The 26,432-nt window shown below is 73.8% G+C and carries 26 protein-coding genes; 18 read left to right on the forward strand and 8 right to left on the reverse strand.

All coding sequences use genetic code 11. The annotated features are described in order from the left end of the window. Nucleotides 1–60 precede the first annotated feature (60 nt). The 6 genes from O2W17_RS11295 to O2W17_RS11320 all read left to right on the forward strand — a co-directional run bounded on the left by O2W17_RS11295 (nucleotide 61) and on the right by O2W17_RS11320 (nucleotide 5,355). Nucleotides 61–1,476, forward strand: a complete 1,416-nt coding sequence (locus tag O2W17_RS11295) for an FAD-binding oxidoreductase (RefSeq protein WP_269192533.1) — start codon at nucleotides 61–63, stop codon at nucleotides 1,474–1,476. Beyond that, the gene (locus tag O2W17_RS11300; RefSeq protein ID WP_269192534.1) at nucleotides 1,473–2,825 is read left to right on the forward strand and encodes an FAD-dependent oxidoreductase; all 1,353 of its coding nucleotides are present in this window, start codon (nucleotides 1,473–1,475) and stop codon (nucleotides 2,823–2,825) included. Before O2W17_RS11295 ends, O2W17_RS11300 begins: the two co-directional genes overlap by 4 nt. A 6-nt stretch (nucleotides 2,826–2,831) precedes the next feature. Beyond that, complete coding sequence (locus tag O2W17_RS11305) at nucleotides 2,832–3,467, forward strand: pentapeptide repeat-containing protein (RefSeq protein WP_269192535.1); 636 nt, start codon at nucleotides 2,832–2,834, stop codon at nucleotides 3,465–3,467. Nucleotides 3,468–3,594: 127 nt separating this feature from the next. Continuing rightward, nucleotides 3,595–4,629, forward strand: coding sequence for a class II fructose-bisphosphate aldolase (gene fbaA / locus O2W17_RS11310; protein WP_269192536.1), 1,035 nt, complete (start codon nucleotides 3,595–3,597; stop codon nucleotides 4,627–4,629). Nucleotides 4,630–4,633: 4 nt separating this feature from the next. Then, a complete protein-coding gene (locus O2W17_RS11315) occupies nucleotides 4,634–5,056 on the forward strand; it encodes a DUF3151 domain-containing protein (protein WP_269192537.1) in 423 nt (140 codons plus the stop codon). Nucleotides 5,057–5,211: 155 nt separating this feature from the next. After that, a complete protein-coding gene (locus O2W17_RS11320; RefSeq protein ID WP_269192538.1) occupies nucleotides 5,212–5,355 on the forward strand; it encodes a GPGG-motif small membrane protein in 144 nt (47 codons plus the stop codon). Nucleotides 5,356–5,396: 41 nt separating this feature from the next. Here O2W17_RS11320 and O2W17_RS11325 read toward each other — a convergent pair whose 3' ends face one another. The 3 genes from O2W17_RS11325 to O2W17_RS11335 all read right to left on the reverse strand — a co-directional run bounded on the left by O2W17_RS11325 (nucleotide 5,397) and on the right by O2W17_RS11335 (nucleotide 8,068). Next, nucleotides 5,397–6,236, reverse strand: coding sequence for an ATP-binding cassette domain-containing protein (locus tag O2W17_RS11325; RefSeq protein WP_269192539.1), 840 nt, complete (start codon nucleotides 6,234–6,236; stop codon nucleotides 5,397–5,399). Continuing rightward, complete coding sequence (locus tag O2W17_RS11330; RefSeq protein WP_269192540.1) at nucleotides 6,233–7,342, reverse strand: ABC transporter permease; 1,110 nt, start codon at nucleotides 7,340–7,342, stop codon at nucleotides 6,233–6,235. Before O2W17_RS11330 ends, O2W17_RS11325 begins: the two co-directional genes overlap by 4 nt. 111 nt (nucleotides 7,343–7,453) lie before the next feature. Beyond that, the gene (locus O2W17_RS11335; protein ID WP_269192541.1) at nucleotides 7,454–8,068 is read right to left on the reverse strand and encodes a hypothetical protein; all 615 of its coding nucleotides are present in this window, start codon (nucleotides 8,066–8,068) and stop codon (nucleotides 7,454–7,456) included. Here O2W17_RS11335 and O2W17_RS11340 point away from each other — a divergent pair. Continuing rightward, complete coding sequence (locus tag O2W17_RS11340) at nucleotides 8,067–9,425, forward strand: adenylosuccinate synthase (RefSeq protein WP_269192542.1); 1,359 nt, start codon at nucleotides 8,067–8,069, stop codon at nucleotides 9,423–9,425. The genes O2W17_RS11335 and O2W17_RS11340 overlap by 2 nt on opposite strands. 187 nt (nucleotides 9,426–9,612) lie before the next feature. After that, nucleotides 9,613–10,644: a ribosome small subunit-dependent GTPase A gene (gene rsgA / locus O2W17_RS11345; RefSeq protein WP_269192543.1), complete on the forward strand. Its 1,032-nt coding sequence runs from the start codon at nucleotides 9,613–9,615 to the stop codon at nucleotides 10,642–10,644. 10 nt (nucleotides 10,645–10,654) lie between these two features. Here the strand turns inward: rsgA and O2W17_RS11350 are convergent, their stop codons facing one another. Continuing rightward, nucleotides 10,655–11,656, reverse strand: coding sequence for a glycerophosphodiester phosphodiesterase family protein (locus O2W17_RS11350; RefSeq protein WP_269192544.1), 1,002 nt, complete (start codon nucleotides 11,654–11,656; stop codon nucleotides 10,655–10,657). A gap of 229 nt (nucleotides 11,657–11,885) precedes the next feature. On the opposite strand from O2W17_RS11350, the gene purD reads away from it, so the two are divergent. Next, on the forward strand, nucleotides 11,886–13,169 hold the full coding sequence (purD, locus tag O2W17_RS11355) for a phosphoribosylamine--glycine ligase (RefSeq protein WP_269192545.1): 1,284 nt from the start codon (nucleotides 11,886–11,888) through the stop codon (nucleotides 13,167–13,169). A 2-nt stretch (nucleotides 13,170–13,171) separates the two neighbouring features. On the opposite strand, the gene O2W17_RS11360 is transcribed toward purD, so the two are convergent. Continuing rightward, nucleotides 13,172–14,593, reverse strand: coding sequence for an AI-2E family transporter (locus tag O2W17_RS11360; protein WP_269192546.1), 1,422 nt, complete (start codon nucleotides 14,591–14,593; stop codon nucleotides 13,172–13,174). Between the two features lie 102 nt (nucleotides 14,594–14,695). Here O2W17_RS11360 and purB point away from each other — a divergent pair, with 102 nt between their 5' ends. The 6 genes from purB to O2W17_RS11390 all read left to right on the forward strand — a co-directional run bounded on the left by purB (nucleotide 14,696) and on the right by O2W17_RS11390 (nucleotide 20,701). Further along, nucleotides 14,696–16,003 (forward strand): adenylosuccinate lyase, encoded by a 1,308-nt coding sequence (purB, locus tag O2W17_RS11365; RefSeq protein ID WP_269192547.1) that lies wholly within the window; start codon nucleotides 14,696–14,698, stop codon nucleotides 16,001–16,003. Continuing rightward, nucleotides 16,000–16,863 carry a phosphoribosylaminoimidazolesuccinocarboxamide synthase gene (locus O2W17_RS11370; RefSeq protein WP_269192548.1) on the forward strand — a complete coding sequence of 288 codons (864 nt, stop codon included), beginning with the start codon at nucleotides 16,000–16,002 and terminating at the stop codon, nucleotides 16,861–16,863. The genes purB and O2W17_RS11370 overlap by 4 nt, the downstream gene beginning before the upstream one ends. A gap of 50 nt (nucleotides 16,864–16,913) precedes the next feature. Next, on the forward strand, nucleotides 16,914–17,153 hold the full coding sequence (gene purS / locus O2W17_RS11375) for a phosphoribosylformylglycinamidine synthase subunit PurS (RefSeq protein WP_269192549.1): 240 nt from the start codon (nucleotides 16,914–16,916) through the stop codon (nucleotides 17,151–17,153). 10 nt (nucleotides 17,154–17,163) lie between these two features. Next, complete coding sequence (gene purQ, locus O2W17_RS11380; RefSeq protein ID WP_269192550.1) at nucleotides 17,164–17,835, forward strand: phosphoribosylformylglycinamidine synthase subunit PurQ; 672 nt, start codon at nucleotides 17,164–17,166, stop codon at nucleotides 17,833–17,835. Between the two features lie 77 nt (nucleotides 17,836–17,912). Further along, nucleotides 17,913–20,279 carry a phosphoribosylformylglycinamidine synthase subunit PurL gene (purL, locus tag O2W17_RS11385; protein WP_269192551.1) on the forward strand — a complete coding sequence of 789 codons (2,367 nt, stop codon included), beginning with the start codon at nucleotides 17,913–17,915 and terminating at the stop codon, nucleotides 20,277–20,279. After that, complete coding sequence (locus tag O2W17_RS11390) at nucleotides 20,279–20,701, forward strand: sterol carrier family protein (RefSeq protein ID WP_269192552.1); 423 nt, start codon at nucleotides 20,279–20,281, stop codon at nucleotides 20,699–20,701. Before purL ends, O2W17_RS11390 begins: the two co-directional genes overlap by 1 nt. A 129-nt stretch (nucleotides 20,702–20,830) precedes the next feature. On the opposite strand, the gene O2W17_RS11395 is transcribed toward O2W17_RS11390, so the two are convergent. Further along, on the reverse strand, nucleotides 20,831–20,980 hold the full coding sequence (locus O2W17_RS11395; protein ID WP_269192553.1) for an MFS transporter small subunit: 150 nt from the start codon (nucleotides 20,978–20,980) through the stop codon (nucleotides 20,831–20,833). Further along, the gene (locus O2W17_RS11400; protein WP_269192554.1) at nucleotides 20,977–22,395 is read right to left on the reverse strand and encodes an OFA family MFS transporter; all 1,419 of its coding nucleotides are present in this window, start codon (nucleotides 22,393–22,395) and stop codon (nucleotides 20,977–20,979) included. Before O2W17_RS11400 ends, O2W17_RS11395 begins: the two co-directional genes overlap by 4 nt. Nucleotides 22,396–22,601: 206 nt before the next feature. Here O2W17_RS11400 and O2W17_RS11405 point away from each other — a divergent pair, with 206 nt between their 5' ends. Together O2W17_RS11405 and O2W17_RS11410 are read left to right on the forward strand one after the other, a co-directional pair. Continuing rightward, the gene (locus O2W17_RS11405) at nucleotides 22,602–23,687 is read left to right on the forward strand and encodes an S-(hydroxymethyl)mycothiol dehydrogenase (RefSeq protein ID WP_269192555.1); all 1,086 of its coding nucleotides are present in this window, start codon (nucleotides 22,602–22,604) and stop codon (nucleotides 23,685–23,687) included. Beyond that, entirely contained in the window at nucleotides 23,687–24,295 is a 609-nt protein-coding gene (locus O2W17_RS11410; RefSeq protein WP_269192556.1) for an MBL fold metallo-hydrolase, read from the forward strand. Before O2W17_RS11405 ends, O2W17_RS11410 begins: the two co-directional genes overlap by 1 nt. 28 nt (nucleotides 24,296–24,323) lie before the next feature. Here O2W17_RS11410 and O2W17_RS11415 read toward each other — a convergent pair whose 3' ends face one another. Next, entirely contained in the window at nucleotides 24,324–24,632 is a 309-nt protein-coding gene (locus tag O2W17_RS11415) for a hypothetical protein (protein WP_269192557.1), read from the reverse strand. Between the two features lie 202 nt (nucleotides 24,633–24,834). Between O2W17_RS11415 and purF the strand changes: the two genes are divergently transcribed. Further along, the gene (gene purF, locus O2W17_RS11420) at nucleotides 24,835–26,373 is read left to right on the forward strand and encodes an amidophosphoribosyltransferase (RefSeq protein ID WP_269192558.1); all 1,539 of its coding nucleotides are present in this window, start codon (nucleotides 24,835–24,837) and stop codon (nucleotides 26,371–26,373) included. Nucleotides 26,374–26,432 lie beyond the last annotated feature (59 nt).

Below are 26,432 nucleotides of genomic sequence, written 5' to 3' on the forward strand. Positions count from 1 at the left end.
TGAGCCAGGACCCGGGATGATCAGGTGACCTGATCATCATCGCGTGGCTACGGTGTGACGGTGACCACGACGACGGCGACGTGGCTCGCCGAGCTGACCGACGCGCTCGGCGCCGACGGCGTCCGCACCGACCCCGACGTCACCGCGGGCTACGCGCGCGACCAGGCGATGCTGGCGCCCGCCGGCACCCCGGCCGCCGTGGTGTTCCCCCGGCGCACCGAGGACGTCGTCGCCGTCATGCGGGTGGCGGCGCGGCACGGGATCCCGGTGGTGCCGCGGGGCGCCGGGTCGGGGCTGGCCGGGGCCAGCAACGCCGTCGACGGCGGCATCACCGTGGTGATGACCCGCATGGACGCCGTCCTGGAGGTCTCGGCGGCCGACCGGCTGGCGGTCGTCCAGCCGGGCGTGGTGAACAAGGCGCTGCGCGACGCCGTCGCCGGGGCGGGTCTGTTCTACCCCCCGGACCCGTCGAGCTACGACTGGTGCACGATCGGCGGCAACCTCTCCACGAACTCCGGTGGGCTGTGCTGCGTGAAGTACGGCGTCACCACCGACTACGTGCTGGGCCTGGAGGTCGTCCTCGCCGACGGGCAGGTGCTGCGCACCGGCCGGCGCACGGTGAAGGGGGTGGCCGGCTACGACCTGGCGCGGCTCTTCGTCGGCGCGGAGGGCACCCTCGGGATCATCACCGAGGCGACCCTCGCGCTGCGCCCGGCGCCGCAGCGCCCGGTCACGCTGGCGGCCACCTTCGCCACGACGGCGCAGACCGGGCAGGTGGTCGAGCGGGTGGTGACGGCGGGGCTGGTGCCCAGCCTGATGGAGGTCATGGACAACACCTGCATCCGGGCCGTCGACGACCTGCTGAAGGCCGACCTCGACCGCTCGGCGCACGCCCTGCTGGTCGCCCAGTCCGACACCGGGGGTGCGGCCGCCGCGGCGGAGATCGCCGCGCTCGCCGAGCTCTGCCGGGAGGCCGGGGCGGACTTCGTGCACACCACCGAGGACCAGGCGGAGGGCGACCTGCTGCTCGCGGCCCGGCGGATGGCGCTGCCGGCCCTGGCCCAGCTGGGCAGCACCCTGATCGACGACGTCGCCGTGCCGCGGTCCCGGATCGCTGAGTTCCTCGACGGGTGCGACGCCATCGCCGCCGCCCGCGGGCTGGTGATCGGCGTCGTCGGCCACGCCGGCGACGGCAACATGCACCCCACCGTCGTCTTCGACCCGGTCGACGAGGACCAGCGGGCCCGGGCGTTCGGCGCCTTCGACGACATCCTGGAGCTGGGTCTCGCGCTCGGGGGCACGATCACCGGCGAGCACGGGGTGGGGGTGCTCAAGGTCGACTGGCTGGAGCGCGAGATCGGCCCGGTGGCCCTCGACGTGCACCGGTCGATCAAGTCCGCGCTGGACCCGGCGGGGCTGCTGAACCCGGGCACGGTGTTCCGCAGCGCGCCGGCGGGTGCCACGCTGGGGCGATGAGCAGGGAACGGTTCCTCGTCATCGGGGGCGACGCGGCAGGCATGTCGGCGGCGGCCCAGGCCCGCCGGCTGAGGGACGCCGACGACCTGGAGATCGTCGTGCTGGAGCAGGGTGACGTCGTCTCCTACTCCGCCTGCGGCATCCCCTACTGGGTGGGCGGGCAGGTGCAGGACCGGAACGAGCTCATCGCCCGCACGCCGGCGCAGTTCGCCGCCCGGGACATCGCCGTGCAGACCGGCACCCGCGCGGTCGAGATCGACGCCGACGCGGGGAAGGTCGTCACCGACGCCGGCGAGCGGATCGCCTACGACCGGCTGCTCGTGGCCACCGGCGGGCGCCCGAACCGCCCGCCGATCCCCGGCCTGGACGCCCCGGGCGTCTTCGGCGTCCACCGGCTCGACGACGGCGCCGCCATCCGGGCCGCGCTCGACGCCGGGCCGCGCCGCGCCCTGGTGCTGGGCGGCGGGTACATCGGGCTGGAGATGGCCGAGGCGCTGCAGCGGCGCGGGCTCGAGGTCACCGTCGTGCTCGCCGACCCGCTGCCCATGCAGCTGCTCGACGCCGACATGGCCGAGCGGGTCTGCGCCGGCATGGGCGCCATGGGCATGGAGATGCACCCCGACCAGGCGGTGCGGGAGATCCTCGTCGACGAGTCCGGCCGCGCGCGGGGCGTGCGCACCGACGCCGGCAGCTACGACGCCGACCTGATCGTGCTCGGTCTCGGCATGGGCCCGGAGGTGGGGCTGGCCGAGCGCGCCGGCATCCGGCTGGGCACCACCGGCGCCATCGCCGTCGACCGCACCCAGCGCACCCGCTCGCACCCGGAGATCTTCGCCGCCGGCGACTGCTCGCAGACCTTCCACCGGGTCACCGGCGAGGCCACTCACATCGCGCTGGGCACCCACGCGAACAAGCAGGGCCGGGTGGCCGGCTCGGTCATCGGCGGCCGGGCGGCCCGCTTCGCCGGGGTCCTGGGAACCGCCCTGACCAAGGTGGGCGACCTGGAGATCGGCCGCACCGGGCTGTGCACCACCGAGGCCGAGCAGGCGGGGTTCGACTACCGCACCGACACCATCGAGGCGACGACGAAGGCCGGCTACTACCCGGGCGCCGAGGAGGTCGCGATCAAGCTGCTGAGCGAGGCCGGGTCGGGGCGGCTCCTCGGGGCGCAGATCGTCGGCGGCCCCGGCTCGGGCAAGCGGATCGACGTGCTGGCCGCCGCCATCTGGGCCGGCATGACCGCCGAGGACCTGGCCGGCTCCGACCTCTCCTACGCGCCGCCGTTCTCCCCGACCTACGACCCGGTGGTCGTCGCCGCCCGGGTGGTCAGCCGGATCGAGCAGGGCTGAGCCCGGGTGCCTCCCGGCCATGCCGCCTCCGTCCCGGACACCGACGTCCGGGACGCGGACTGGTACGGGCAGGACCTCTCCGGCCGTGAGCACACCGGCGTGGCCTTCAGCGGGGTGGACCTGACCGAGGCCACCGGCACCGCCGTGGTCTTCACCGGCTGCACCTTCCACGACTGCCGGTTCAACCTCGCCGAGTTCACCGACACCGCCTTCGTGAACTGCTCGTTCACCGGCTGCTCGTTCTTCTCGGCGACCCTCGCCGGCTGCAAGCTCGTCGGCGCCAGGTTCGACCGCTGCTCCTTCGACCAGCTCACCGTCGACGGCGGCGACTGGTCGTTCGCGATCCTGGCCGGTGCCGACCTCGGCCGGGCGACGTTCCGGGGCACCCGGCTGCGCGAGGCCGACCTCACCCGGGTGCGGGCCGCCGGGGCCACCCTGCGCGACGTCGACCTCTCCGGAGCGGAACTCCACGAGGTCGAGCTCACCGGCGCCGACCTGCGCGGTAGCGACCTCTCGGCGCTCGACCCCCGGCAGGCCCGGCTGGCCGGTGCCCGGATCGACCTCGGGCAGGCGGCGCAGCTCGCCTCCGCGCTCGGGCTCCGGGTGGGCGACGACGGCGCGGCGGACGGCGGCGGCGGCTGACCACACGTCGCCCGGTCGAGGGCCTCTGGGCCCGTGCTGTCGCGCCCGGGGGCGCGGCGGGATACTGAGCGCCGACGTCAGCCGTACAGCGCCGTACAGCCGCAACCGATGCGAGGAGTGCACGCTCATGCCCATCGCGACCCCCGAGGTCTACGCCGACATGATCAGCCGGGCGAAGGAGGGCGGCTACGCCTACCCGGCGATCAACTGCACCTCCTCGGAGACCGTCAACGCGGCGCTGCGCGGCTTCGCCGACGCAGGCAGCGACGGGATCATCCAGTTCTCCACCGGCGGCGCCGAGTTCGGCTCGGGCACCCGTGTCAAGGACATGGTCACCGGCGCGGTGGCGCTGGCCGAGTTCGCGCACGTGGTGGCCGAGAAGTACCCGGTCAACGTCGCGCTGCACACCGACCACTGCCCCAAGGACAAGCTCGACTCCTACGTCCGCCCGCTGATCGCGCTGTCGAAGGACCGGGTCGACGCCGGCCAGGAGCCGCTGTTCCAGTCGCACATGTGGGACGGCTCGGCCATCGAGCTGGGCGAGAACCTCGACATCGCCGAGGAGCTGATGGAGAAGGCCGCGGCGGCCAAGATCGTCCTGGAGCTCGAGATCGGCATCGTCGGCGGCGAGGAGGACGGCGTCGTCGCCGAGATCAACGAGAAGCTCTACACCGCCGATGGCGACTTCCTGCGCACCGCGCAGCAGCTCGGCCTGGGGGAGCGCGGCGTCTACCTGCTCGCCGCCACCTTCGGCAACGTGCACGGGGTCTACAAGCCGGGCAACGTCAAGCTGCGGCCCGACGTGCTGGAGCGGGGCCAGGCGCTGGTGGCCAAGGAGTTCGGTCTGGGCGAGGGCGCCAAGCCGTTCAACCTGGTCTTCCACGGCGGGTCGGGCTCGGCCGAGTCGGAGATCCGCGAGGCGCTCTCCTACGGCGTGGTCAAGATGAACGTCGACACCGACACCCAGTACGCGTTCACCCGCGCCGTCGCCGGCCACATGTTCAGCAACTACGACGGCGTGCTGAAGATCGACGGCGAGGTCGGCAACAAGAAGGCCTACGACCCGCGCAGCTACCTCAAGGCGGCCGAGACCAGCATGGCCGCCCGCATCGTGGAGGCCTGCGAGCACCTGCTGTCGGCCGGCCAGTCGCAGGGGGCGTGACCGCATGACCCACTCCCACGGCAACCTGCTGGGCGAGCCGCCGGCCACCCTGCTGCCCGCGACTCCGGAGGCCGACGCCGAGCTCGCCGAGGGCGCGACGCTGGCCGAGGTCGCCGCGCACCACCCGACGGTGAGCGCGGTCTGGGCCGGCCTGGCCGAGGAGGCGCTGCACCGCACCGAGCGCGCCCTGGGCGACACCATCCAGGCCTACGCCTACGCCCGCACCGGGTACCACCGCGGCCTGGACGCGCTGCGCCGCAACGGCTGGAAGGGCTACGGCCCGGTGCCGTGGTCGCACGAGCCCAACCGCGGTTTCCTGCGCTGCGTCACCGTGCTCGCCGCGGCGGCCGGGGCGATCGGGGAGACCGACGAGGCGGAGCGGTGCACCCAGCTCCTGCGCGACTGCGATCCGACGTTGTCCATCTGATTGCTCACCATCGGTAACGGGCGGTCCGCGTGCTGCGGGCCGCCCGTTCGGCGTCCACCAGCACTTTCGGGGGACAAGAGTTTGGATCACACTCGGGTGGCTCACTACTGAGCGTGCATGGCGCCAGTCGGGCGCCTTGGAGAGAGGACCGATCGATGGCCACCCTGCTCTGGATCCTCGCCGTCGTCCTGGTGGTCGCCGGCGTCGTCGCGATCATCCGCAAGGAGATCGTCTGGGGAATCGTGCTCATCGTGCTGGGCCTGCTGGTCGGCCCGGGCGGCGTGAGCATCTTCACCTGACCTGCCCCGGGCCCCCGCCGTCGCGGGGGCCCGGGCGCGGCTCAGCGCTCGCCGAGCTCCGGGTGGAGCGCAGTGAGCGCGTCGGTCAGCGTGGTCAGCTGGTCGCCGCCGGCCATCAGGGCGGTGAGGACGTCGGCGTCGACGTCGTCCCGCGTGAGGTTGCCGGCCACCTGGCCGTGCGCCAGGAGCAGGAAGCGGTCGCCGATGAGGTGGGCGTAGCGCGGGTTGTTGGTGACGACGACGACCGCCAGCCCCTGGGCCCGGGCGGCCAGGATCGACTGCCCGAACAGCGTCTGCCGGGCCACCGTCATGGGGGTCACCGGCTCGTCGATCACCAGCGCCCGGGCGCCGAAGTGCAGCGCGCGGGCGACGGCGAGGCTCTGCCGCTCGCCGGCCTGCAGCGAGCTGGCCGGCTGGTCGGGGTCCAGCCCGGTGACGCCGACCCGGGCCATGGCCCGTGCGGTCGTCTCGCGGGCGCCGTCCAGGTCGAGCCGGCGCAGCGGCCACACCCCGCGGGTGGGCTCGGCGCCGAGGAAGAAGTTCCGCCACACCGACAGCAGCGGGGCGACGGCGAGGTCCTGCCAGACGGTCGCGATCCCCACCTCGCGCGCCTGCCGGGGCGACCGGAACCGCACCGGTACGCCGTCGACGAGCAGTTCCCCCTCGTCGTGCCGGCGCAGCCCCGACAGCACCGCCACCAGCGTCGACTTCCCGGAGCCGTTCTCGCCCAGCACGCAGGTGATCTCGCCCGGCACCAGCGCGGCGTGCACCCGGCTCAGCGCCGGTACGTGGCCGTGCCGGACGGTGACCCCGCGCAGCTCCACGACCGGGGTCGGGCCGGGAGCCGTGGCGCCGCCGTCGACGGTCGCGGCCGTGCTCACGAGCGGGGCCTCGACTTGAGCCGCCGGCGCACCTCGCCGTTGGCCAGCAGGGCCACCAGCAGCAGCACCCCCAACAGCGCCTGGAACCAGCGGGTGTCCCAGTCGGCCAGCGTGATGCCCTCCCGGGCGACCCCGTACAGCAGCGCGCCGACGGCGGCGCCGATCGCGGAGCCGTAGCCGCCGGTGAGCAGGCAGCCGCCGATGACCGCGATGACGATGAAGTCGATCCCGCTGAGGATGCCCACGGTGCCGCCCGCCTGGACGCTGCCCAGCCGCACCAGCGCGAACGTGCCCAGCAGCCACCCCGCGGCCGCCGTGAGGCAGAAGAGCGTCACCGTCGTCCGGCGGACCGGTACGCCGAGCTCGCGCGCGACCCGGCGGGCGCCTCCGCAGGCGAAGACGGCGTTGCCGAACCTCGTGCGCCACAGGCTCCACGTGGCCAGCGCCGTCAGGACCAGCCACCACAGGATCGACACGCTGAACCGGCCGTTGCCGATCTCCACCGTCGCGTCGAACAGCGCGCTCGCCGACGACCAGCCCGGCGTCTGGTCCAGGCCGCTGACCCGGGTGGAGCCCGCGACCGCCTGCGCCCCGGCCTGGGAGGTGCCCTGCAGGATCAGGAAGGTCGCCAGCGTCACCAGGAAGCTCGGCAGGCCGGTGTTCACCACGAGGACGCCGTTGACCACCCCGACCGCCAGCGCGGCGAGCAGCGAGACCGCCAGCGCCGGCCAGGTGCTCCAGCCCGCGTAGCCGATCAGCAGCGCGGTGAGCAGCGAGCTGGAGATGGCGACCACCCCGACCGAGAGGTCGAACTGCCCGGCGATGAGCAGCAGCGCCACGGCGACGCCCCCGATGCCCAGCACGGCCGCGGTGTCGAGGACCGTGGCCAGCCCGAACGGCGTCAGCAGGTCCGGCACGCGCACGGCGAAGAAGGCGACGACCAGCACCAGGCCGACGACGGCCGGCAGGCTCGGCCGGGCCAGTGCGCGGGCCAGGAACCGGCGGCCCGGCGGCACCGGGGCCGTGCGGCCGCGGAAGGCCGACGGCCGGTCGGTCATCACCGGCACGACGACCTGGCCGGGCAGCACGGCGACCCGGAGCGGCAACAGGACGTCGGCAGCGGGTCCTCCTCGGGCGTTCGGGTGCTCCCCCAGTGTCCACGACGGCCCCGGCCCCCCGCAGGGACCCGCCGCGTGCGGTGCGGGCCGGGCGCTCCCTCAGGGGTGCAGGCGCCACCGCACCCGGTCATCGGCGTACCAGGTCCAGCGGTCGACCGGCCGGACGTAGGGCACGCCGTCGCGCACGATCCGCGCGGGGTCGCAGGCCACCTGGAGGGCGCGACCGCTGGTCTGCCGGGTCGGCCGGAGCGGCTGGACCATGACCGTCACGCCGATCGTGTCGACGGCGCTCCAGTCGGGGCGGACGTCGATGCGGGTGATCTCGCCGTCGGCCACCCGGATGTCGTCGTGGTGGGCCTGCAGGCCCAGCCGGCGCGACAGAGACCTCCGCCCGTCACCGGCCGCCTCGATCCGGCCGTGGTGCAGCAGCACCCCGCCGTGGTCGTCCCGGACCAGGGTGAGGTCCCGGGGCGCGCCGGTGCCGATCTCCAGGTCGCGGGCCAGCGCGGTGGACGCCTTGTCGGGGGCCGGCTCCCAGGAGACGGGCACCTCCGCCGTCCGCCCGGCCTTGTGCAGGGCCGCGAGCACGGCGGACAGCCCCGCCACCGGGCCGCGCACCAGCAGCGAACCGGCGGCGGGAACCGGCTCCAGCTGGCTCCGGAGGGGCGCCTCACCGGGGCCCAGACGGCGGAGGTCCAGCTCGACGGAGGACATGCCGATACCCTGCCACCTGCCGGCCGGGTTCGACCCGGGTGCCGAAGAACAGGAGAACCAGGAGCCGATGCCCGCTGTCGTGCTGATCGGTGCCCAGTGGGGCGACGAAGGCAAGGGCAAGGCCACCGACCTGCTCGGCGGCCGCGTCCCCTTCGTCGTCCGCTACCAGGGTGGCAACAACGCCGGGCACACCGTGATCACGCCCGACGGTGAGAAGTACGCCCTCCACCTGATCCCCTCCGGGATCCTGACGCCGGGCTGCACGCCGGTCATCGGCAACGGGGTGGTCATCGACCCCGAGGTGCTGATCGGGGAGCTCGCCGGGCTGGAGGAGCGAGGGGTGGACACCTCACGGCTGGTCATCTCCTCCGACGCGCACTTGATCATGCCGCACCACCGTGCCCTCGACAAGGTCACCGAGCGGTTCCTGGGCAAGCGCAAGATCGGTACCACCGGCCGCGGCATCGGCCCGGCCTACGGCGACAAGGTCGCCCGCGTGGGCATCCGCGTGCAGGACCTGCTCGACCTGTCGATCCTCCGGCAGAAGCTCGAGGGGACGCTCCAGGAGAAGAACCAGATCCTGGTCAAGGTCTACAACCGCAAGGCCATCGACGTCGACGAGGTCGTCGAGGAGTACACGCAGTACGCCGAGGCGCTCAAGCACCGCATCGTCGACACCCGGCTGCTGCTCGGCACGGCGCTGGACGCCGGCGAGTGGGTGCTGCTCGAGGGCTCCCAGGGCACGCTGCTCGACGTCGACCACGGCACCTATCCGTTCGTGACGTCGTCCAACCCGACCGCGGGCGGCGCGGCGGTCGGCGCCGGGGTGGGTCCCACCCGGATCGAGCGGGTCGTCGGGATCCTCAAGGCGTACACGACCCGTGTCGGCTCCGGCCCCTTCCCGACCGAGCTGTTCGACGCCAGCGGCGAGTACCTGCGCAAGCAGGGTGGCGAGGTCGGCGTCACCACCGGGCGGGACCGCCGCTGCGGCTGGTTCGATGCCGTCGTCGCCCGCTACGCCAGCCGGGTCAACGGGATCACCGACTACTTCCTCACCAAGCTCGACGTGCTGTCGGGCCTGGACACCGTGCCGATCTGCGTGGCCTACGAGGTGGACGGGGTGCGGCACGAGGAGATGCCCATGACGCAGACCGACTTCCACCACGCGAAGCCGGTCTACGAGGAGATGCCGGGCTGGTTCGAGGACATCCGGCACTGCCGGACCTTCGACGAGCTGCCGGCGAACGCCCAGGCCTACGTCCGCCGGCTCGAGGAGCTCGCCGGGGCGCGGATCAGCGTCATCGGCGTCGGCCCCGGCCGGGACGAGAACGTGGTCATCCACGATCTGATCGGTTGACGGTGCTCACTGCGGCCCTCCGGGCCGCACCGCGGCCAGGTGCCGTGCCCCTGATGTGCTGAGCCGGTGCCGGCCCTTCTCAGGGTGGCCTCCGGCCGCCCTTCGTCGGGGCCGCCTCGCGGGGCGGCTGCCCCCGCGTCGCCGGCTACCGAAAATGCGGCGACATCCGAGGTCGCTCGGGTCCACCATGCCGCAGGTGGAGCTTGCTGATCTGGGCTGGACGCCCGGGCGCGCCGCCGCGTTGCCCCCGGGGTGCGAGCCCGGCCGGGTGGCGCGGGTGGACCGCGGCCGGCTGAGCGCCCTCACCGCCGCCGGTGAGCGGCGGGTCGCCCCCGCGGCGGCGCTGTACGACGACCCGGCCGGCCCCGCGGTCGGCGACTGGGTGGCCCTCCGCGGTGAGCTGGCGGTCGCGGTGCTGCCGCGCAGCAGCGCGTTCACCCGCACGGCCGCGGGCCGCACCTCGACGGCGCAGGTGGTGGCCGCCAACGTGGACACCGTCCTGGTCGTCGACGCGCTGGTCGGCGAGGCCCGGGTGCGGCGGGTGGAGCGCTACCTGGCCGTGGCGTGGAGCAGCGGCGCCACGCCGGTCGTCGTCCTCACCAAGGCCGACCTGTGCGCGGACGTGCCGGCCGGCGTCGCCCAGGTGGCCGAGGACGCCCTGGGGGTCGAGGTGCTGGCCGTCAGCTCGGCCACCGGCGCCGGCCTGGACGCCGTCCGGGCGCTGCTGCCGCCCGGCGGGACGGCGGCCATGGTGGGCCCCTCCGGCGTCGGGAAGTCCAGCCTCGCCAACGCGCTGGCCGGCCGGACGGTCGCCGGCACCCGGGACATCCGCGACGACGGCAGGGGGCGGCACACCACCACGGCGCGGGAGCTGCACGTGCTGCCCGGTGGCGGCCTGCTGATCGACACCCCGGGGATGCGGGAGCTGGGGTTGCACGACGACGCGGACGGCGTCGACCGGGCGTTCGCCGACGTCGCGGAGCTGGCCACCGGGTGCCGCTACCGGGACTGCGCGCACCGGACCGAGCCCGGCTGCGCCGTCGCCGCCGCGATCGAGGCCGGCCGGCTCGATCCGGCGCGCTTCCGGTCCTGGCGGAAGCTGCAGGCGGAGGCCCACCGGCAGCAGTTGCGCGTCGACGCGCGGGCCCGGGCGCAGGAGCGCGCCCGGCTGCGGGCCGTGCACCGCGCGCAGCGCGCCCAGCCCAACCGGGTGCGCTGAGCCGTCCGGCTCAGACCAGCTGCGGGGTGACGGCGGTGACGGCGGTGCGGGCGCGCACCGCGAGGTCGGGGGAGTCGGTGATCAGCCCGTCCACCCCTAGGCCCAGCAGCGCGACGGCGTCGCCCAGCGCGTCGCCGTGCGCCTCGGGGGCCTCCCCCCGGCGCAGGTGCTCGGGGAGGAAGACGTTCTCGGCCCGCAGCGTCCAGCAGAAGACCGCGAGCTCGGCCCCGTGCGCCTGCTCGACGAGGTTCGGGGTGCCGGTCAGCGCGTGCTCCGGGGCGTCGGCCAGGAGCCGCTCCCGGCTCGGGCCGACCCCCTGCGCGTACGTCGAGACCTCCCGCAGCCCCGACGGGCTCACCAGGGCGTCGCCGTCGAGGGCGTCCCCGACCAGCTGCACCATCCGGGGCCCGTCCTCGCCCAGCCGCAGGCGCAGCTCGCGCAGCACGGCCGGGTCGAACGACTGCAGCACCACGGTGCCGTCGGCGCGGTCGGCACCGAGCCGGCGCAGCTCGTCAGCCACCAGCTCGGCCATGGAGCGCCCCAGGGCGTGGCACCACGCGGGGTGCTTGAGCTCGGCGAGCACGCGCACGGGGCGCGCGGCGGTCGAGCGGCAGCGCGCCAGCTCGACCACCTCGGCCAGCGTCAGGATGCCGTAGCGGCCGTCGTAGGCGGTGTTGAGCGGCCGCAGCGACGGCATCCGCTCGATCGCGCGGAGGGCGCGCAGCTCGGCGTAGCTGAAGTCCTCGGCGAACCAGCCGGTGTGCAGCTGCCCGTCGAGCAGCTTGGTGGTGTGGCGGTCGGCGAACTCCGGGTGCTCGGCCACGTCGGTGGAGAGCGAGAGCTCGCTCTCGTGCCGGACGACGAGCACGCCGTCGCGGCTGACCACCACGTCGGGCTCGATGAGGTCGGCACCGAGGTCGATGGCCAGCTCGAAGCTGGCCGCGGTGTGCTCCGGCCGGTAGGCCGGGGCTCCGCGGTGTCCGATGACGACGGGCCGGGGAAGGCGTGTCACTGGCCGGTCCGCCAGCGACTCGGTCGCGCGCATGGCACCCACCACACCTGAATCGGATGAATCGGAGGGGAACTGGAGGAGACGGGTTGCGCACCATCCAGCGGCCGGTTCGCCTGACCAGCGGCGATCGACCGGAAAGGTGACATAGGTCACCTGTGGTGTCTGTGGCGGATGGGACGGCGCCCTCCGCCGGGCTGCGGATCCGCCGGCATCGGTAGGGTCGCCGCTCGTGCGCGTGCTGGTGATCGGCTCCGGTGCCCGGGAGCACGCCCTGTGCGTGGCTCTCCAGTCCGACCCCGCGGTGAGCGGGCTGGCCTGCGCCCCCGGCAACGCCGGGACGCGGGCGGTCGCCCCACCACCGGCCGGCGGCGAGTCGCTCGCCGCGGCCGATCCGGTCGCGGTGGCCGCGCTGGCGCGGGACTGGCGGGCCGACCTGGTCGTGATCGGACCCGAGGTGCCGCTCGTCGCCGGGGCCGCCGACGCGGTCCGGGAGGCCGGGATCGCCTGCTTCGGCCCGTCGGCGCAGGCCGCCCAGCTGGAGGGCAGCAAGTCCTTCGCCAAGCACGTGATGACGGCGGCCGGGGTGCCGACCGCCCGGTCCTGGCCGGTCGGCGGCGCCGCCGAGCTCGAGACCGCGCTGGACGAGGTCGCCGCGGTCACCGGCGGCGCGCCGTACGTGGTCAAGGACGACGGTCTGGCCGCGGGAAAGGGCGTCGTCGTCACCCCCGACCGGGCTGCCGCCGCCGCCCACGGCCGCCGGGTGCTCGACGCCGGCGGTGCGGTGCTCGTCGAGGAGTACCTCGACGGGCCGGAGGTGTCGCTGTTCGCCGTCACCGACGGGACGACGGTGCTGCCGCTGGTCCCGGCCCAGGACGCCAAGCGGCGCGACGACGGGGACGGCGGCCCCAACACCGGCGGCATGGGGGCCTACGCGCCGCTGCCCTGGGCCCCGCCGGGACTGGTCGACGAGGTGCTGGCCACCGTGCTGCAGCCGACCGTCGACGAGATGGCCCGCCGCGGCGAGACGTTCAGCGGGCTGCTCTACGCCGGCCTGGCGCTGACCTCGCGCGGGGTCCGCGTGGTGGAGTTCAACGCCCGCTTCGGCGACCCCGAGACCCAGGTCGTGCTGCCGTTGCTGGAGACGCCGCTGGGCGGGCTGCTGCACGCGGCCGCCACCGGCACCCTCGCCGACCACCCGCCGCTGCGCTGGCGCTCCGGCGCCGCGGTCACCGTCGTGGTGGCGGCGGCGGGCTACCCGGAGGCGCCGCGGACCGGCGACCCGATCACCGGTGCCGACGGCGAGGGCGCGCTCCACGCGGGCACCGCGGTCACCGCCGACGGCACCGTCGTCTCCGCCGGAGGGCGGGTGCTGGCCGTGACCGCGGTGGGCGACGACCTGGCCGCCGCCCGGCAGGCCGCCTACGAGCGGGTGGCCGGCGTCCGGCTGGCCGACGCGCACTGGCGCACCGACATCGCGCTGGCCGCCGTCGAGGGCCGGATCACCCCCGGCTGAGCTCAGCCGGCGGAAACCGCCGGGCGGGCCCGCTCGGGCCGCGGCTCGGGTGGGCGCGGCCCCTCGTGGCGCCGGCTGAGGTAGGTGCCGGCCACGTTCACGCACGCCACCGTCGGCACGGCGATCAGCGCGCCGAAGATGCCACCGATCAGCAGGCCGGCGGCGATCGCCAGCACGACCGCCAGCGGGTGCACGTGCACGGCCCGGCCCAGCAGCAGGGGCTGCAGCACGTGCCCCTCGAGCTGCATGACCAGCACGACGATCGCCAGGGCGATCAGCGCCTTCACCGGGCCCACGGACACCAGCGCCACGAGCACCGCGACCGAGCCGGCCAGGAACGACCCGATGATCGGGATGAACGCGCCGAGGAAGACCAGCGCCGCCAGCGGGATGACCAGCGGCACCCCCAGGATCGCCAGCCCGATGCCGATGCCGACGGCGTCCACGCCGGCGACGACGACGGTCGCCCGCACGTAGGAGATCAGCGTCCGCCAGGACCGCCGGGCCGCCTCGTCCAGGTAGGCCCGGGACTCGCGCGGGAAGAGCCCGACCAGCCACAGCCAGATCGACCGGCCGTCCTTGAGGAAGAAGAAGAGCGTGAACAGCGCGAGGACGATGCCGGTGAAGACCTCGCCGACGGTCGTGGCGGTGCTGATGGCGCCCGTGGCGAGGGTCTCCTCGTTGCTGACCAGGAAGTCCTGCAGCTCGCCGACGGCGTCCTCGAGCTGGTTCGCCGTGATCGGGAAGGTCCGGACGACGAAGGACTCCACCTCCTCCAGGCCCTGGCTGACCTGCGCGGCCAGGTCGCTGAACCCGGCGGTGAAGCGCTCCACGACCAGGGTGATGATCCCGGCGACCACCGCCAGCCCGATCAGCAGCATCGCCGACGCCGCCAGCCCCCGCGGCCAGCCGGATCGGACGAGGGACGCCGCTCCCGGCTGGAGCAGCGCGGCCAGCAGCAGCGCGACGATGACCGGCACGATCACGACCGCCACGTACGCGGCGGCCCAGAGCAGCACGTAGAAGCCGGCGATGACCACGATGAGCCGCCACGCCCAGGCCGCCGCCGTCCGGAGCCCGAAGGGGACGTCGTCCTCGGCGCCGGTCCGGCGGGGGGGCCGCCGCACCGGCGGGCGCGGGCGGCCGCCCTCGGGCGAGGTGCGGCCGGGCGGGCCGCTGACGCCGCCGGGGCCCACCGCCCCGTCGAGATCGGGCGCGCCGGGGGCGGGGCTGCCCAGCGGTGGCGGGGCGGCGCCGTCGTCGTCCTCCTGCGGGTCGTGCACGAAGTCGATCGGCTCCGGCTCCCCGTCGTCGTGGTGGTCGACGGGGGAGGGGTGGTGGTGCCAGCCGTGCGGGTCGTGCTCCCGCGCCGCCCGGATGCGCGCACGCGCGCGTGCGGTGAGGTTCGTGGCCCGGCGCAGCATCGCGCACCTCCGCCGTCCGTAGGGGCCGTTCGTGATGACGCTAGCCCTGCGGGAGACTGTCCCCGTGGCGCGACGAGCTGAGCAGTGGCAGGCGGTACCCGCATGATCGAGCGCTACACGCTCCCCGACATGGGCCGGGTCTGGAGCGACGCCCACAAGTACGAGCTGTGGTGCCGCGTCGAGACGCTGGTGCTCGAGGCGCACGCCGCCGCGGGCCGCGTCCCGGCCGACGTCGTCGAGCCGGTGCGCAACGCGCCCCCGCCCACCGCCGAGCGGGTCGCCGAGATCGAGGAGACGACGCAGCACGACGTCATCGCCTTCCTCACCGCCTGGGCCGACAACACCGAGCCCCGCTCGGCCGCGGCGTTCGTGCACCACGGCATGACGTCGTCGGACCTGCTGGACACCGCGCTGGCCGTGCAGCTCACCGAGGCCACCGACATCCTGCTGGCCAAGGCCGACCGGCTGGTGGCGGCGCTGCGCGACCACGGGCTGGCGCACCGGGACACGATCAAGGTCGGGCGCACCCACGGCGTGCACGCCGAGCCCGTCGTGTGGGGGCACCGGGTCGCCGACCTCGCCTTCGCCGCCGCCCGGTCGCGGGACCGGCTGCGGGCGGCCCGCGAGCGCGTCGGCGTCGTCGCGATCTCCGGCGCCGTCGGCACGTACTCGCTGATCGACCCCTCGGTCGAGGTGGCGGTCGCCGAGGCGCTGGACCTGCGGCCCGCCGACGCCTCCACGCAGGTGGTGCTGCGCGACTCGATCAGCGAGTGGGTCTGCGCGCTGTCGATCATCGCCACCGTCTGCGAGGCGATCGCGCTCGAGGTCCGGCACGGCCAGCGCACCGAGGTGCGCGAGCTGTCCGAGGCGTTCGGGTCGGGCCAGAAGGGCTCGAGCGCGATGCCGCACAAGAAGAACCCGATCCGTTCCGAGCGCATCGCCGGGCTGGCGCGGGTGGTGCGCGCGGCGATCGTGCCGGTGATGGAGGGCATCCCGCTCTGGCACGAGCGCGACATCTCGCACTCCTCGACCGAGCGGGTGTTCCTGCCCGACGCCGCGATCACCACCGACTACCTGCTGCACCTCACCGCCGGGCTGGTGGAGAACCTGGTGGTCGACGCCGACCGGATGCGGGCGAACCTGGAGTCCACCGGCGGGCTGATCTACACCTCGTCGGTGCTGCTGGAGCTGGTGGAGAGCGGGCAGTCGCGCGAGGACGCGTACGCGCTGGTCCAGGCCGCCGCGATGGAGACCTGGAACAGCGGCACGCCGTTCCGGGAGACGCTGCGGGCCCGGGCGTCGTCGTCGGGCGTGACGCTGGACGAGGCGCGGCTGGACGAGATCTGCCGACCGGAGGAGTACGTGGCGAACCTGGGCCCGCTGTTCGACCGGCTGGCCGCGCTGTCGTGAGACCTGATCTCCCGCTGATCGCCCGCGGCAAGGTCCGGGAGATCTACGACGCCGGCCCCGACCGGCTGCTGCTGGTCGCCTCCGACCGGATCTCGGCCTACGACTTCGTGCTGCCGACGCCGATCCCGGACAAGGGGACGGTGCTGACCCGGCTGTCGGTGTGGTGGTTCGAGCAGCTCTCCCCGGTGCTGGCCTCGTTCGACGCCTCGCACCACCTGGTGTCGGCCTCGGACGTGCCTGCGTCCGTGGCGGGGCGGGCGATGCTGGTCCGGCGGCTGGAGATGCTGCCGGTGGAGTGCGTGGCCCGCGGCTACCTGTCCGGCTCGGGCACCAAGGAGTACGAGCGCACCGGGTCGATCCGCGACGTCGCCCTGCCCGCCGGCCTGGTGGAGGGCTCGCGGCTGCCGTCGCCGGTGTTCACGCCGTCCACCAAGGCCGAGGTGGGCGAGCACGACGAGGCGATCGACTTCGCCGCCGTCGTCGACGCGGTGGGCGCCGCCCGGGCCGAGGAGCTGCGCGAGCTCACGCTGGCGCTCTACCGGCGGGGTGCGGAGATCGCGGCGGACGCGGGCATCGTGCTGGCCGACACCAAGTTCGAGTTCGGGGTGGACCCGGACGGTGGGCTGGTCCTGGGCGACGAGGTGCTCACCCCGGACTCGTCCCGCTTCTGGCCGGCCGACACGTGGTCGCCGGGCGCGGTGCAGCCCTCCTACGACAAGCAGTTCGTGCGCGACTGGCTGACCGCGTCGGGCTGGGACCGCGTCTCCGAGCCGCCCGAGCTGCCCGAGGACGTCGTCGCCGCCACCCGAGAGCGCTACGTGACCGCCTACGAACGCCTGACCGGCACCTCCTTCGTCTGAGGTGGGGCGCGGCGCCGAGCGGCGCAGCGCGGCCCGGTACCCTCGTCGGCGTGCCGCGGGTGATCGTCGACGTCGTCCTGAAGCCGGAGATCTCCGACCCCCAGGGTCAGGCGGTCCTCGGCGCGCTCGGCCGCCTCGGCCACGACTCCGTGCGGAGCGTCCGCCAGGGCAAGCACTTCGTGCTCGAGGTCGACGGGACGCCGGACGAGGCCGAGCTGCGGCAGATCGCCGAGACGCTCCTGGCCAACCCGGTCATCGAGGACGTCGAGCTGCACCTCCCCACCGACTGAGAGAGCGATCGTGCGCATCGGTGTCATCACCTTCCCGGGCTCCCTGGACGACGTCGACGCCGCGCGGGCGGTGCGCCTGGCCGGCGGTGAGCCGGTCGCCCTCTGGCACGCCGACCACGACCTCAAGGACGTCGACGCCGTCGTCCTCCCGGGCGGCTTCTCCTACGGCGACTACCTCCGGGCCGGGGCCATCGCGGCCCGCGCGCCGCTGATGCAGGACGTCGTCGACCGGGCGAAGCGCGGCATGCCCGTGCTCGGCATCTGCAACGGCTTCCAGGTCCTGTGCGAGGCGGGCCTGCTGCCCGGCGCGCTCACCCGCAACAGCCACCTGCACTTCCGCAACCGCGACCAGGTGCTGGTCGTGGAGCGCGCCGACACCTCCTGGACCGCCGACTACGCGACCGGCCAGCGCATCGTCATCCCGGTCAAGAACGGCGAGGGCCGCTACGTCGCCGCCGACCCGGACCTCGACCGCATCGAGGGCGAGGGGCGCGTCGTCGTCCGCTACGCCGGGGGCAACCCGAACGGCAGCTCTCGCGACATCGCCGGCGTCACCAGCGAGGACGGCCGGGTCGTCGGGCTCATGCCGCACCCCGAGCACGCCGTCGAGGACCTCACCGGGCCCGGCACCGACGGGCTCGGCTTCTTCACCAGCATCCTGAAGGCGGTTGTCGGCGCGTGACGACGGACGAGCGAGCATCGCAGGGAGCGCCAGCGACCGTGGAGCGGAACGAGTCCGGAGTCGCGCCGGGCAATGGCGTGAGCGAGGACGGAACGGCGGGACGGGCCAGCGCCACCGCAGGGCTCTCCGAGCTCGACACCGGCCCGGGGCGGCTCGCCGGCCGGCTGGACACCGTCGAGCTCGCGGCGGGCACGCCCGACGACGAGCAGCCCTACGCAGAGCTTGGCCTGAAGGCCGACGAGTACGCCCGGATCAAGGAGATCCTGGGCCGCCGGCCCACCACCGCCGAGCTGGCGATGTACTCGGTCATGTGGAGCGAGCACTGCTCCTACAAGAGCTCCAAGGTGCACCTGCGGCAGTTCGGCGACCTGCCGCCCAGCGACGCGCTGCTGGTCGGGATCGGCGAGAACGCGGGCGTCGTCGACGTCGGTGACGGCTACGCGGTCACCTTCAAGGTCGAGTCGCACAACCACCCGAGCTACGTCGAGCCGTACCAGGGCGCGGCCACCGGCGTCGGCGGGATCGTCCGCGACATCCTGACCATGGGCGCCCGCCCGATCGCCGTCATGGACAGCCTGCGCTTCGGCCGGGCGGACGCTCCCGACACCGCCCGCGTGCTGCCGGGCGTGGTCGCCGGGGTCGGCGGCTACGGCAACTGCCTGGGCCTGCCCAACATCGGCGGCGAGCTGCTCTTCGACGAGTGCTACGCCGGGAACCCCCTGGTCAACGCGCTGTGCGTCGGCGTCATGAAGCACGAGGACGTCCGGCTGGCCAAGGCCGAGGGCGCCGGCAACAAGGTCATCCTCTTCGGCGCCCGCACCGGCGGCGACGGCATCGGCGGGGTCTCGGTCCTGGCGTCCGAGACCTTCGACGCCGAGGGCCCGGCCAAGCGGCCGAGCGTGCAGGTCGGCGACCCGTTCACCGAGAAGCTGCTCATCGAGGCGTGCCTGGAGATCTTCGCCGCCGACCTGGTCACCGGCATCCAGGACCTCGGCGGCGCCGGGCTCTCCTGCGCCACGAGCGAGCTGGCCAGCGCCGGGACCGGTGGCATGCACGTCGACCTGGACACCGTGCCGCTGCGCGACAGCACGCTCACCCCCGCCGAGATCCTGATGAGCGAGTCGCAGGAGCGGATGTGCGCGATCGTCGAGCCCGGCAAGGTCGACGCCTTCCTCGCCGTCTGCCGCAAGTGGGACGTGCTGGCCACCGTCATCGGTGAGGTGACCGACGGCGACCGGCTCACCGTCGACTGGCACGGCGAGCGGATCGTCGACGTGCCGCCGCGGACCGTCGCGCACGAGGGCCCGGTCTACGAGCGCCCCATGGCCCGGCCGCGCGACCTCGACGCCCTGCAGGCCGACGACCCCGCCCGGCTCGCGCGGCCGCAGAGCGGCGCCGAGCTGCAGGCCCACTGGCTCGCCGTCGTCAGCAGCCCGGACGGCGCGGACAAGACGTGGGTCACCGAGCAGTACGACCGGTACGTGCGCGGCAACACGGTGCTGGCGCAGCCCGACGACGCCGGCGTGGTGCGCATCGACGAGGAGAGCTCCCGCGGCATCGCGCTCTCCCTGGACGGCAACGCCCGCTACGCGCGGCTGGACCCCTACACCGGGGCCCAGCTGAACCTGGCCGAGGCCTACCGCAACGTCGCCGTCTCCGGTGCCAGGCCGCTCGCCGTCACCAACTGCCTGAACTTCGGCTCCCCGGAGGAGCCCGAGGTCATGTGGCAGTTCGCCGAGTCCGTCCGCGGCCTGGCCGACGCCTGCCGCGAGCTGGGCCTGCCGGTCACCGGCGGCAACGTCAGCCTCTACAACCAGACCGGCGACGTCCCGATCAACCCGACCCCGGTCATCGGCGTCCTGGGCGTGCACGAGGACGTGCGCACCCGGGTGCCCACCGGCTGGCGGACGCCGGGGGAGACGGTGCTGCTGGTCGGCACCACGCGGCCGGAGTTCGGCGGCTCGGCCTGGGCGGGCGTGGTGCACGGCCACCTGGGCGGCATGCCGCCGGCCGTCGACCTGGCCGCGGAACGCGCGCTGGGCGACCTGCTGGGCGCCCTCGGCCGGGAGGGGCTGATCAGCTCCGCGCACGACCTGGCCGACGGCGGGCTGGCCCAGGCGCTGGCCGAGTCGGCGCTGCGCCACGGCGTCGGCGCCCGGCTGGCGCTCGGCGACGACGCGTTCACCGCGCTGTTCAGCGAGTCCACCGCCCGCGCGGTCATCACGACGTCGGACCCCGGCGGCGTGAAGACGACGGCCCGGTGGGCCGGCGTGCACGTGACGGAACTCGGGACGACCGGCGGGGACGCGCTGACCGTCGACGGCGTGCTGGAGCTGCCGCTCGCCGAGCTGCGGTCCGCCTGGAGCGCCACCCTGCCGGCGCTGTTCGGCCGCCCCGAGGACGCGGTCGGCACCGTCCCGGCGGGCACCGTCCCCACCTCCTGATGCCGTCGGCCGCCCCCATCCCGGCCGAGGAGCTGCGCGCCGCCGTCGACCCGGTGCGCGCGTGGCTGGCCGGCGAGGCCGAGCAGCCGCCCCGGGCGGTGCTCGGCGCGGCGGTGAAGACGACGGCGCGCTGGCTCGCCCAGCAGGTGCCGGGGCGCTCGGTGGAGCTGCGGGTTCCCCCGCACGTCGCCGTCCAGTGCATCGAGGGGCCGCGGCACACCCGCGGCACCCCGCCCAACGTCGTCGAGACCGACGCGGCCACCTGGCTGCGGCTGGCCACCGGCGAGATCGGCTGGGACGAGGCCGTCGCCGGGGGCAGGGTGAGCGCCAGCGGCAACCGCGCGGACCTGAGCCAGTTGCTCCCGCTCTCCCCTCTGTCACCCTCCGGGCGACACCGCGGCCAGGAGCCGTCCCCCAGCTGAGCTGAGCCGCTTCGTCGCACCTGCGCGGAACCCTCCGGGCCCCACTCGGCGCGACACCGCCAGCCCGGACAGCACCGCGCCCCCGCCCGCGGGATGCGGACGGGGGCGCAGTGGCCGTGCTCGGGTGGGTCAGCCGCCGAAGAGCGCGCTGGCCGCCTTGATCGTGTTGTACAGGCCGTACGCCAGCGGGATGCCCACCAGCGCCCAGGCGAAGGCGATGAGGCCGGTGGGGGTGTGCGTGGTCGGCTGGTCGCCGGCCGTGGACGCGGGGTGGCTCATCGGACGGTGCTCCGTTCGGGCTCGGCGGCGGTGGTGGGGACGTCGGTCTGCGTGGGCTCGAAGTACTTCTCCGACACCGGCTTGATCAGCAGGTTGGCGACGAAGCCGACGGCCAGCAGGCCGACCATGATGAACAGCGCCGGCCGGTAGTCGCCCGCGACGAGCTCACCGGGGGTGCCCCGGGCGTCGAGGACGCCGTTGACGATCAGCGGACCGGCGATGCCGGCGGCCGCCCACGCGGTCAGCAGCCGGCCGTGGATGGCGCCGACCTGGTAGGTGCCGAAGAGGTCGCGCAGGTACGCCGGGACCGTGGCGAAGCCACCGCCGTAGAAGCTGATGATGATGGCGGCGGTGACCACGAAGATCCAGGTCGCCGTGCTGCCGAGGGTCGCCAGGATGACGTACAGGATGATGCCGACGCCGAGGTAGACCATGTAGATCGGCTTGCGGCCGATGTAGTCCGAGGTCGAGGACCACACGAACCGGCCCGCCATGTTGAACAGCGAGAGCAGGCCGACGAAGCCGGCGGCCGTGGCGGCGAGGACCGTGGAGGTCGCACCGGTGCGGAAGAAGTCCTGGATCATCGGCGCGGCCTGCTCGAGGATGCCGATGCCGGCGGTCACGTTGCAGAACAGGACGGTCCACAGCAGCCAGAACTGCGGCGTCTTGATGGCGTTGTTGGCCGAGACGTTCTCGGTGGTGACCAGGGACTTCTGCTTGACGGTCGACGGGTCGAAGCCGTCGGGCCGCCAGTTGGCCGCAGGCACCCGGATGATGAACGCGCCGAACATCATGAAGACCAGGTAGATCAGGCCGAGGGTGAGGAACAGACCCGCGACGGCGTTGCCGCTGGGCACCGTGCCGGCGACGGCCGGGTCGTAGTTCGGGTCGTACCAGTTCATCAGCTGGCGGGACAGCGGCGAGGCGATGAGCGCGCCACCGCCGAAGCCCATGATCGCCATGCCGGTGGCCAGGCCCGGGCGGTCGGGGAACCACTTGATCAGCGTGGAGACCGGCGAGATGTAGCCGATGCCCAGGCCGATGCCGCCGAGGAAGCCGTAGCCGAGGTAGAGCAGCCAGAGCTGCTCGGTGTAGATGCCGAGCGAGCCGACGAGGAAGCCGGACACCCAGAAGACGGCGGAGGTGAACATCGCGGCGCGGGGGCCGTTCTTGTCCACCCAGGTGCCGAAGACGGCGGCCGACAGGCCGAGCATCACGATGGCGATCGAGAAGATGATCCCGATCTGGGTGAGGCCCGTGTCGAAGTGCTCGACGAGCGCCACCTTGTAGACACTGGTGGCGTACGCCTGGCCGATGCACAGGTGCACGGCGAGCGCGGCGGGTGGGATCAGCCACCGGTTGAAGCCTGGCCTGGCGACGATGCGCTCGCGGGCCAGGAAGCTGGGTACTGCCACGAGGACAACCTCCGGGGACGGGACCGGTGCGGCCGGACGGACACGACCGGGACGCGCCCTGTGATATGGGTCGCTATCGGGTGGCACCGTACTTCGTCGTCCGTAAACTTGCGCGCTCAACATGCAACCCGTGACCCGCGCGTGACCGCGTCCCGCAGGACGGAAGCGGGCTGGGTCGGTCGCGGTGCGCCCTCTAGGCTGCCGGTATGGCGTACGAGGTGCGGGGCGTCGTGGCCCGCGGCAAGGGACAGCCCGTCACGGTCGAGACCATCGTGGTCCCCGATCCGGGCCCGGGTGAGGCGGTCGTGGACGTGCAGGCCTGCGGGGTCTGCCACACCGACCTGCACTACCGCGAGGGCGGGATCAACGACGACTTCCCGTTCCTGCTCGGCCACGAGGCGGCCGGCGTGGTGGCGGCGATCGGCGACGGCGTCACGAACGTCGCCGTCGGCGACTACGTGGTGCTGAACTGGCGCGCGGTGTGCGGTGAGTGCCGCGCCTGCCGCAAGGGCCAGCTGCAGTACTGCTTCAACACGCACAACGCCGCGCAGAAGATGACGCTGGCCGACGGCACGGAGCTGTCCCCGGCGCTGGGCATCGGCGCCTTCGCCGAGAAGACCCTGGTCCACTCCGGCCAGTGCACGAAGGTCGACCCGGCCGCACCCCCGACAGCGGCCGGCCTGCTCGGCTGCGGCGTGATGGCCGGTGTCGGCGCGGCGATCAACACCGGCGCGGTGCAGCGCGGGGAGACGGTCGCGGTCTTCGGCTGCGGCGGCGTCGGTGACGCCGCCATCGCCGGCGCGAAGCTGGCCGGGGCCAGCACGATCATCGCCGTCGACATCTCCGACCAGAAGCTCGAGTGGGCTCGGCGGTTCGGCGCCACCCACACCGTCAACTCCGCCGGCACCGACCCGGTCGAGGCCATCAAGGCGCTCACCAGTGGCTTCGGCGTCGACGTCGCCATCGACGCCGTCGGTCACCCGAAGGTGTTCGAGCAGGCCTTCTACGCCCGTGACCTCGCCGGCCGGGTCGTGATGGTCGGCGTGCCGACGCCGGGCATGGAGATCACGCTGCCGGCCATCGAGATCTTCGGCCGCGGCGGCGCCGTCAAGTCCTCCTGGTACGGCGACTGCCTGCCCAGCCGCGACTTCCCGATGCTGGTCGACCTGTACCTGCAGGGCCGCTTCGACCTCGACGCCTTCGTCTCCGAGACGATCGGCCTGGACGACGTCGAGCAGGCCTTCGAGAAGATGCACAAGGGCGAGGTCCTGCGCTCCGTGGTGGTGTTCTGATGGCCGCCCGCATCGACAAGGTCGTCGTCCCCGGCGTCTTTTCCCTGGACGGGCAGGACTTCGACGTCGAGAACAACGTCTGGCTGGTCGGGGACGACGACGAGGTGCTGGTCATCGACGCCCCGCACGACGCCGCCCCGATCATCGCGGCGATCGGCGGCCGGACGGTCACCGCGATCGTGCTGACCCACGGGCACAACGACCACATCACCGCCGCGCCCGCGCTGCGCGAGGCCACCGGCGCCCCGATCTGGTTCAACAGCGCCGACCGGATGCTCTGGGACATGACGCACCCGGACGCCGCACCCGACGAGGAGCTGGGGGCCGGCACCCGGTTCGACGTCGCCGGCACCCGGCTGGTCGCGTTGCACACGCCGGGTCACTCGCCGGGCAGCACCTGCCTGCACGCCGCGGACCTGCGCACGGTGTTCACCGGCGACACGCTGTTCTGCGGCGGGCCCGGGGCGACCGGGCGGTCGTTCAGCGACCACCCGACGATCGTCAACTCGATCCGCGCCCAGCTGCTCAGCCTGCACGGTGACACCGTCGTGCGGACCGGGCACGGCGACGACACGACGATCGCCGCGGAGCTGTCGAACGTCCGCTGAGGCGGTGACCTGACCGGGCCCGGTCCGGTCACCGCCCCGGCGGGTCCTCCTGCTGCCCGGGCCGGTCCTGCGGTTCCGCGCCGGTGCGCTCGAGCCGCTGGCGGATCGCCGCGACGTTGAGCGCGAGGTCCTCCAGCGCTTCGACGGCGCGCGTCGCGAGGGCGAACGTCAGGTTCTCCCGCTGCTCCTCGGGGCTCGGCTCCGGACGGCGCCGCGCGGCCTCGCGCGTCACGTCCGCCCATGGCTGGTCGTCGCGGCGCGGCTCGTCGAAGAGCTGGCGCAGCATCTTCTGCGCCATGTCGAGGAAGTCGCGCGGATCGGGTCCGTTGCTTGCCATCCCAGGTCTCCTGTCGCTCGTCGCGAGCACGTCGTCCGGCGCGGGGTGGCCGGTCGGTGAGCGGCTCAGACGTCAACGCACCGCTGCCTACCCGGGTTCCGCGCCCCGGACACGGCGCGCGATCCGGTGGGCCACGCGGGACGGTGACACGGCACACCACCTGCGCTCGGGGTGGAGCCGCCGGCGCCGGTACGCTCGACCCGTGCCTCGCGGTGATGGACGGCTGACGCACGACCTCGACCCCCAGTTCCCCGGACCTCAGGACGCCTGCGGCGTCTTCGGTGTCTGGGCGCCGGGGGAGGAGGTCGCGAAGCTGACCTATTTCGGTCTGTACGCCCTCCAGCACCGCGGTCAGGAGGCGGCGGGCATCGCGGTGTCCGACGGCGCCTCGGTCGTCGTCTACAAGGACCTCGGGCTGGTCAGCCAGGTCTTCGACGAACCGACCCTCGGCAGCCTGCGCGGCCACCTCGCCGTCGGCCACACCCGGTACTCGACGACCGGCGCCTCCACGTGGGAGAACGCGCAGCCGACCTTCCGCACCACCGAGGCCGGGACAGGCCTGGCGCTCTGTCACAACGGGAACCTGGTCAACACCGCCGAGCTGGCCAGCAAGGCCGCCGACGCCGGGGTGCCGGGCGCGTTCGTGGCGACCAACGACTCCGACCTGGTCACCGCGCTGATCGCCTCCTACCAGGACATCTCGGTCGAGGCGGCGGCGATGGAGGTGCTGCCGCAGCTGCGGGGGGCCTTCTCCATCACGTTCATGGACGAGGACACGCTCTACGCCGCGCGCGACCCGCAGGGCGTCCGCCCGCTGGTGCTCGGCCGGCTCGAGCGCGGCTGGGTCGTGGCCAGCGAGACCGCCGCCCTCGACATCGTCGGCGCCTCCGTGGTGCGCGAGGTCGAGCCCGGTGAGCTGATCGCCATCGACGAGAACGGCCTGCGCAGCCAGCACTTCGCCCCGGCGGAGCCCAAGGGCTGCGTCTTCGAGTACGTCTACCTCGCCCGGCCCGACACCACGATCTCCGGGCGCGGCGTGCACGCCGCGCGCGTGGAGATCGGCCGCCGGCTGGCCAAGGAGCACCCTGCCGAGGCAGACCTGGTCATCCCGGTGCCCGAGTCCGGCACCCCGGCGGCGGTCGGTTACGCCGAGGCGTCGGGCATCCCCTACGGACTGGGCCTGGTCAAGAACTCCTACGTGGGCCGCACCTTCATCCAGCCGAGCCAGACCATCCGGCAGCTGGGCATCCGGCTGAAGCTGAACCCGCTGCGGGACGTCATCCGCGGCAAGCGGCTCGTGGTCGTCGACGACTCGATCGTGCGCGGCAACACGCAGCGGGCGCTGATCCGGATGCTGCGCGAGGCCGGGGCCGTCGAGGTGCACGTCCGCATCGCGTCGCCACCGGTCAAGTGGCCGTGCTTCTACGGCATCGACTTCGCCAGCCGCGCCGAGCTGATCGCCAACGGCCTGGACATCGACGGCGTGCGGGCGTCGGTCAACGCCGACTCCCTCGGCTACGTCTCCGAGCAGGGGCTGATCGCGGCCACCGAGCAGCCGGTCAACCGGCTGTGCACCGCCTGCTTCACCGGCGAGTACCCCATCCCGCTGGGCGCCCCCGAGGTGCTGGGCAAGCACGTGCTCGAAGGCATCGGCCAGCGCGCGGTGAGCGGCTGGACCGGGCAGCAGGCCGGCAGCGCCGCGGTGCCCGGCGGTGCCGAGGACGCGCTGAGGCGCCCGTGAGCCCCGCGAGAACGACGACCGAGCGAGCATCGCCCCTGGCTGGGGGCACCTCCCGCTTG

It is taken from the genome of Blastococcus sp. VKM Ac-2987 (assembly GCF_026967805.1).
GTDB lineage: Bacteria > Actinomycetota > Actinomycetes > Mycobacteriales > Geodermatophilaceae > Blastococcus.

What these genes read in the sequence shown, in the direction of transcription:
- rsgA (WP_269192543.1), top strand. Translation starts at nt 9,613, where the DNA reads ATGCCGCAGGTGGAGCTTGCTGATCTGGGCTGGACGCCCGGGCGCGCC.
- O2W17_RS11360 (WP_269192546.1), bottom strand. Translation starts at nt 14,593, where the DNA reads ATGCTGCGCCGGGCCACGAACCTCACCGCACGCGCGCGTGCGCGCATC.
- O2W17_RS11415 (WP_269192557.1), bottom strand. Translation starts at nt 24,632, where the DNA reads ATGGCAAGCAACGGACCCGATCCGCGCGACTTCCTCGACATGGCGCAG.
- O2W17_RS11395 (WP_269192553.1), bottom strand. Translation starts at nt 20,980, where the DNA reads ATGAGCCACCCCGCGTCCACGGCCGGCGACCAGCCGACCACGCACACC.
- O2W17_RS11335 (WP_269192541.1), bottom strand. Translation starts at nt 8,068, where the DNA reads ATGTCCTCCGTCGAGCTGGACCTCCGCCGTCTGGGCCCCGGTGAGGCG.
- O2W17_RS11315 (WP_269192537.1), top strand. Translation starts at nt 4,634, where the DNA reads ATGACCCACTCCCACGGCAACCTGCTGGGCGAGCCGCCGGCCACCCTG.
- O2W17_RS11390 (WP_269192552.1), top strand. Translation starts at nt 20,279, where the DNA reads ATGCCGTCGGCCGCCCCCATCCCGGCCGAGGAGCTGCGCGCCGCCGTC.
- O2W17_RS11340 (WP_269192542.1), top strand. Translation starts at nt 8,067, where the DNA reads ATGCCGATACCCTGCCACCTGCCGGCCGGGTTCGACCCGGGTGCCGAA.
- fbaA (WP_269192536.1), top strand. Translation starts at nt 3,595, where the DNA reads ATGCCCATCGCGACCCCCGAGGTCTACGCCGACATGATCAGCCGGGCG.
- O2W17_RS11320 (WP_269192538.1), top strand. Translation starts at nt 5,212, where the DNA reads ATGGCCACCCTGCTCTGGATCCTCGCCGTCGTCCTGGTGGTCGCCGGC.
- O2W17_RS11405 (WP_269192555.1), top strand. Translation starts at nt 22,602, where the DNA reads ATGGCGTACGAGGTGCGGGGCGTCGTGGCCCGCGGCAAGGGACAGCCC.
- O2W17_RS11300 (WP_269192534.1), top strand. Translation starts at nt 1,473, where the DNA reads ATGAGCAGGGAACGGTTCCTCGTCATCGGGGGCGACGCGGCAGGCATG.
- purB (WP_269192547.1), top strand. Translation starts at nt 14,696, where the DNA reads ATGATCGAGCGCTACACGCTCCCCGACATGGGCCGGGTCTGGAGCGAC.
- O2W17_RS11410 (WP_269192556.1), top strand. Translation starts at nt 23,687, where the DNA reads ATGGCCGCCCGCATCGACAAGGTCGTCGTCCCCGGCGTCTTTTCCCTG.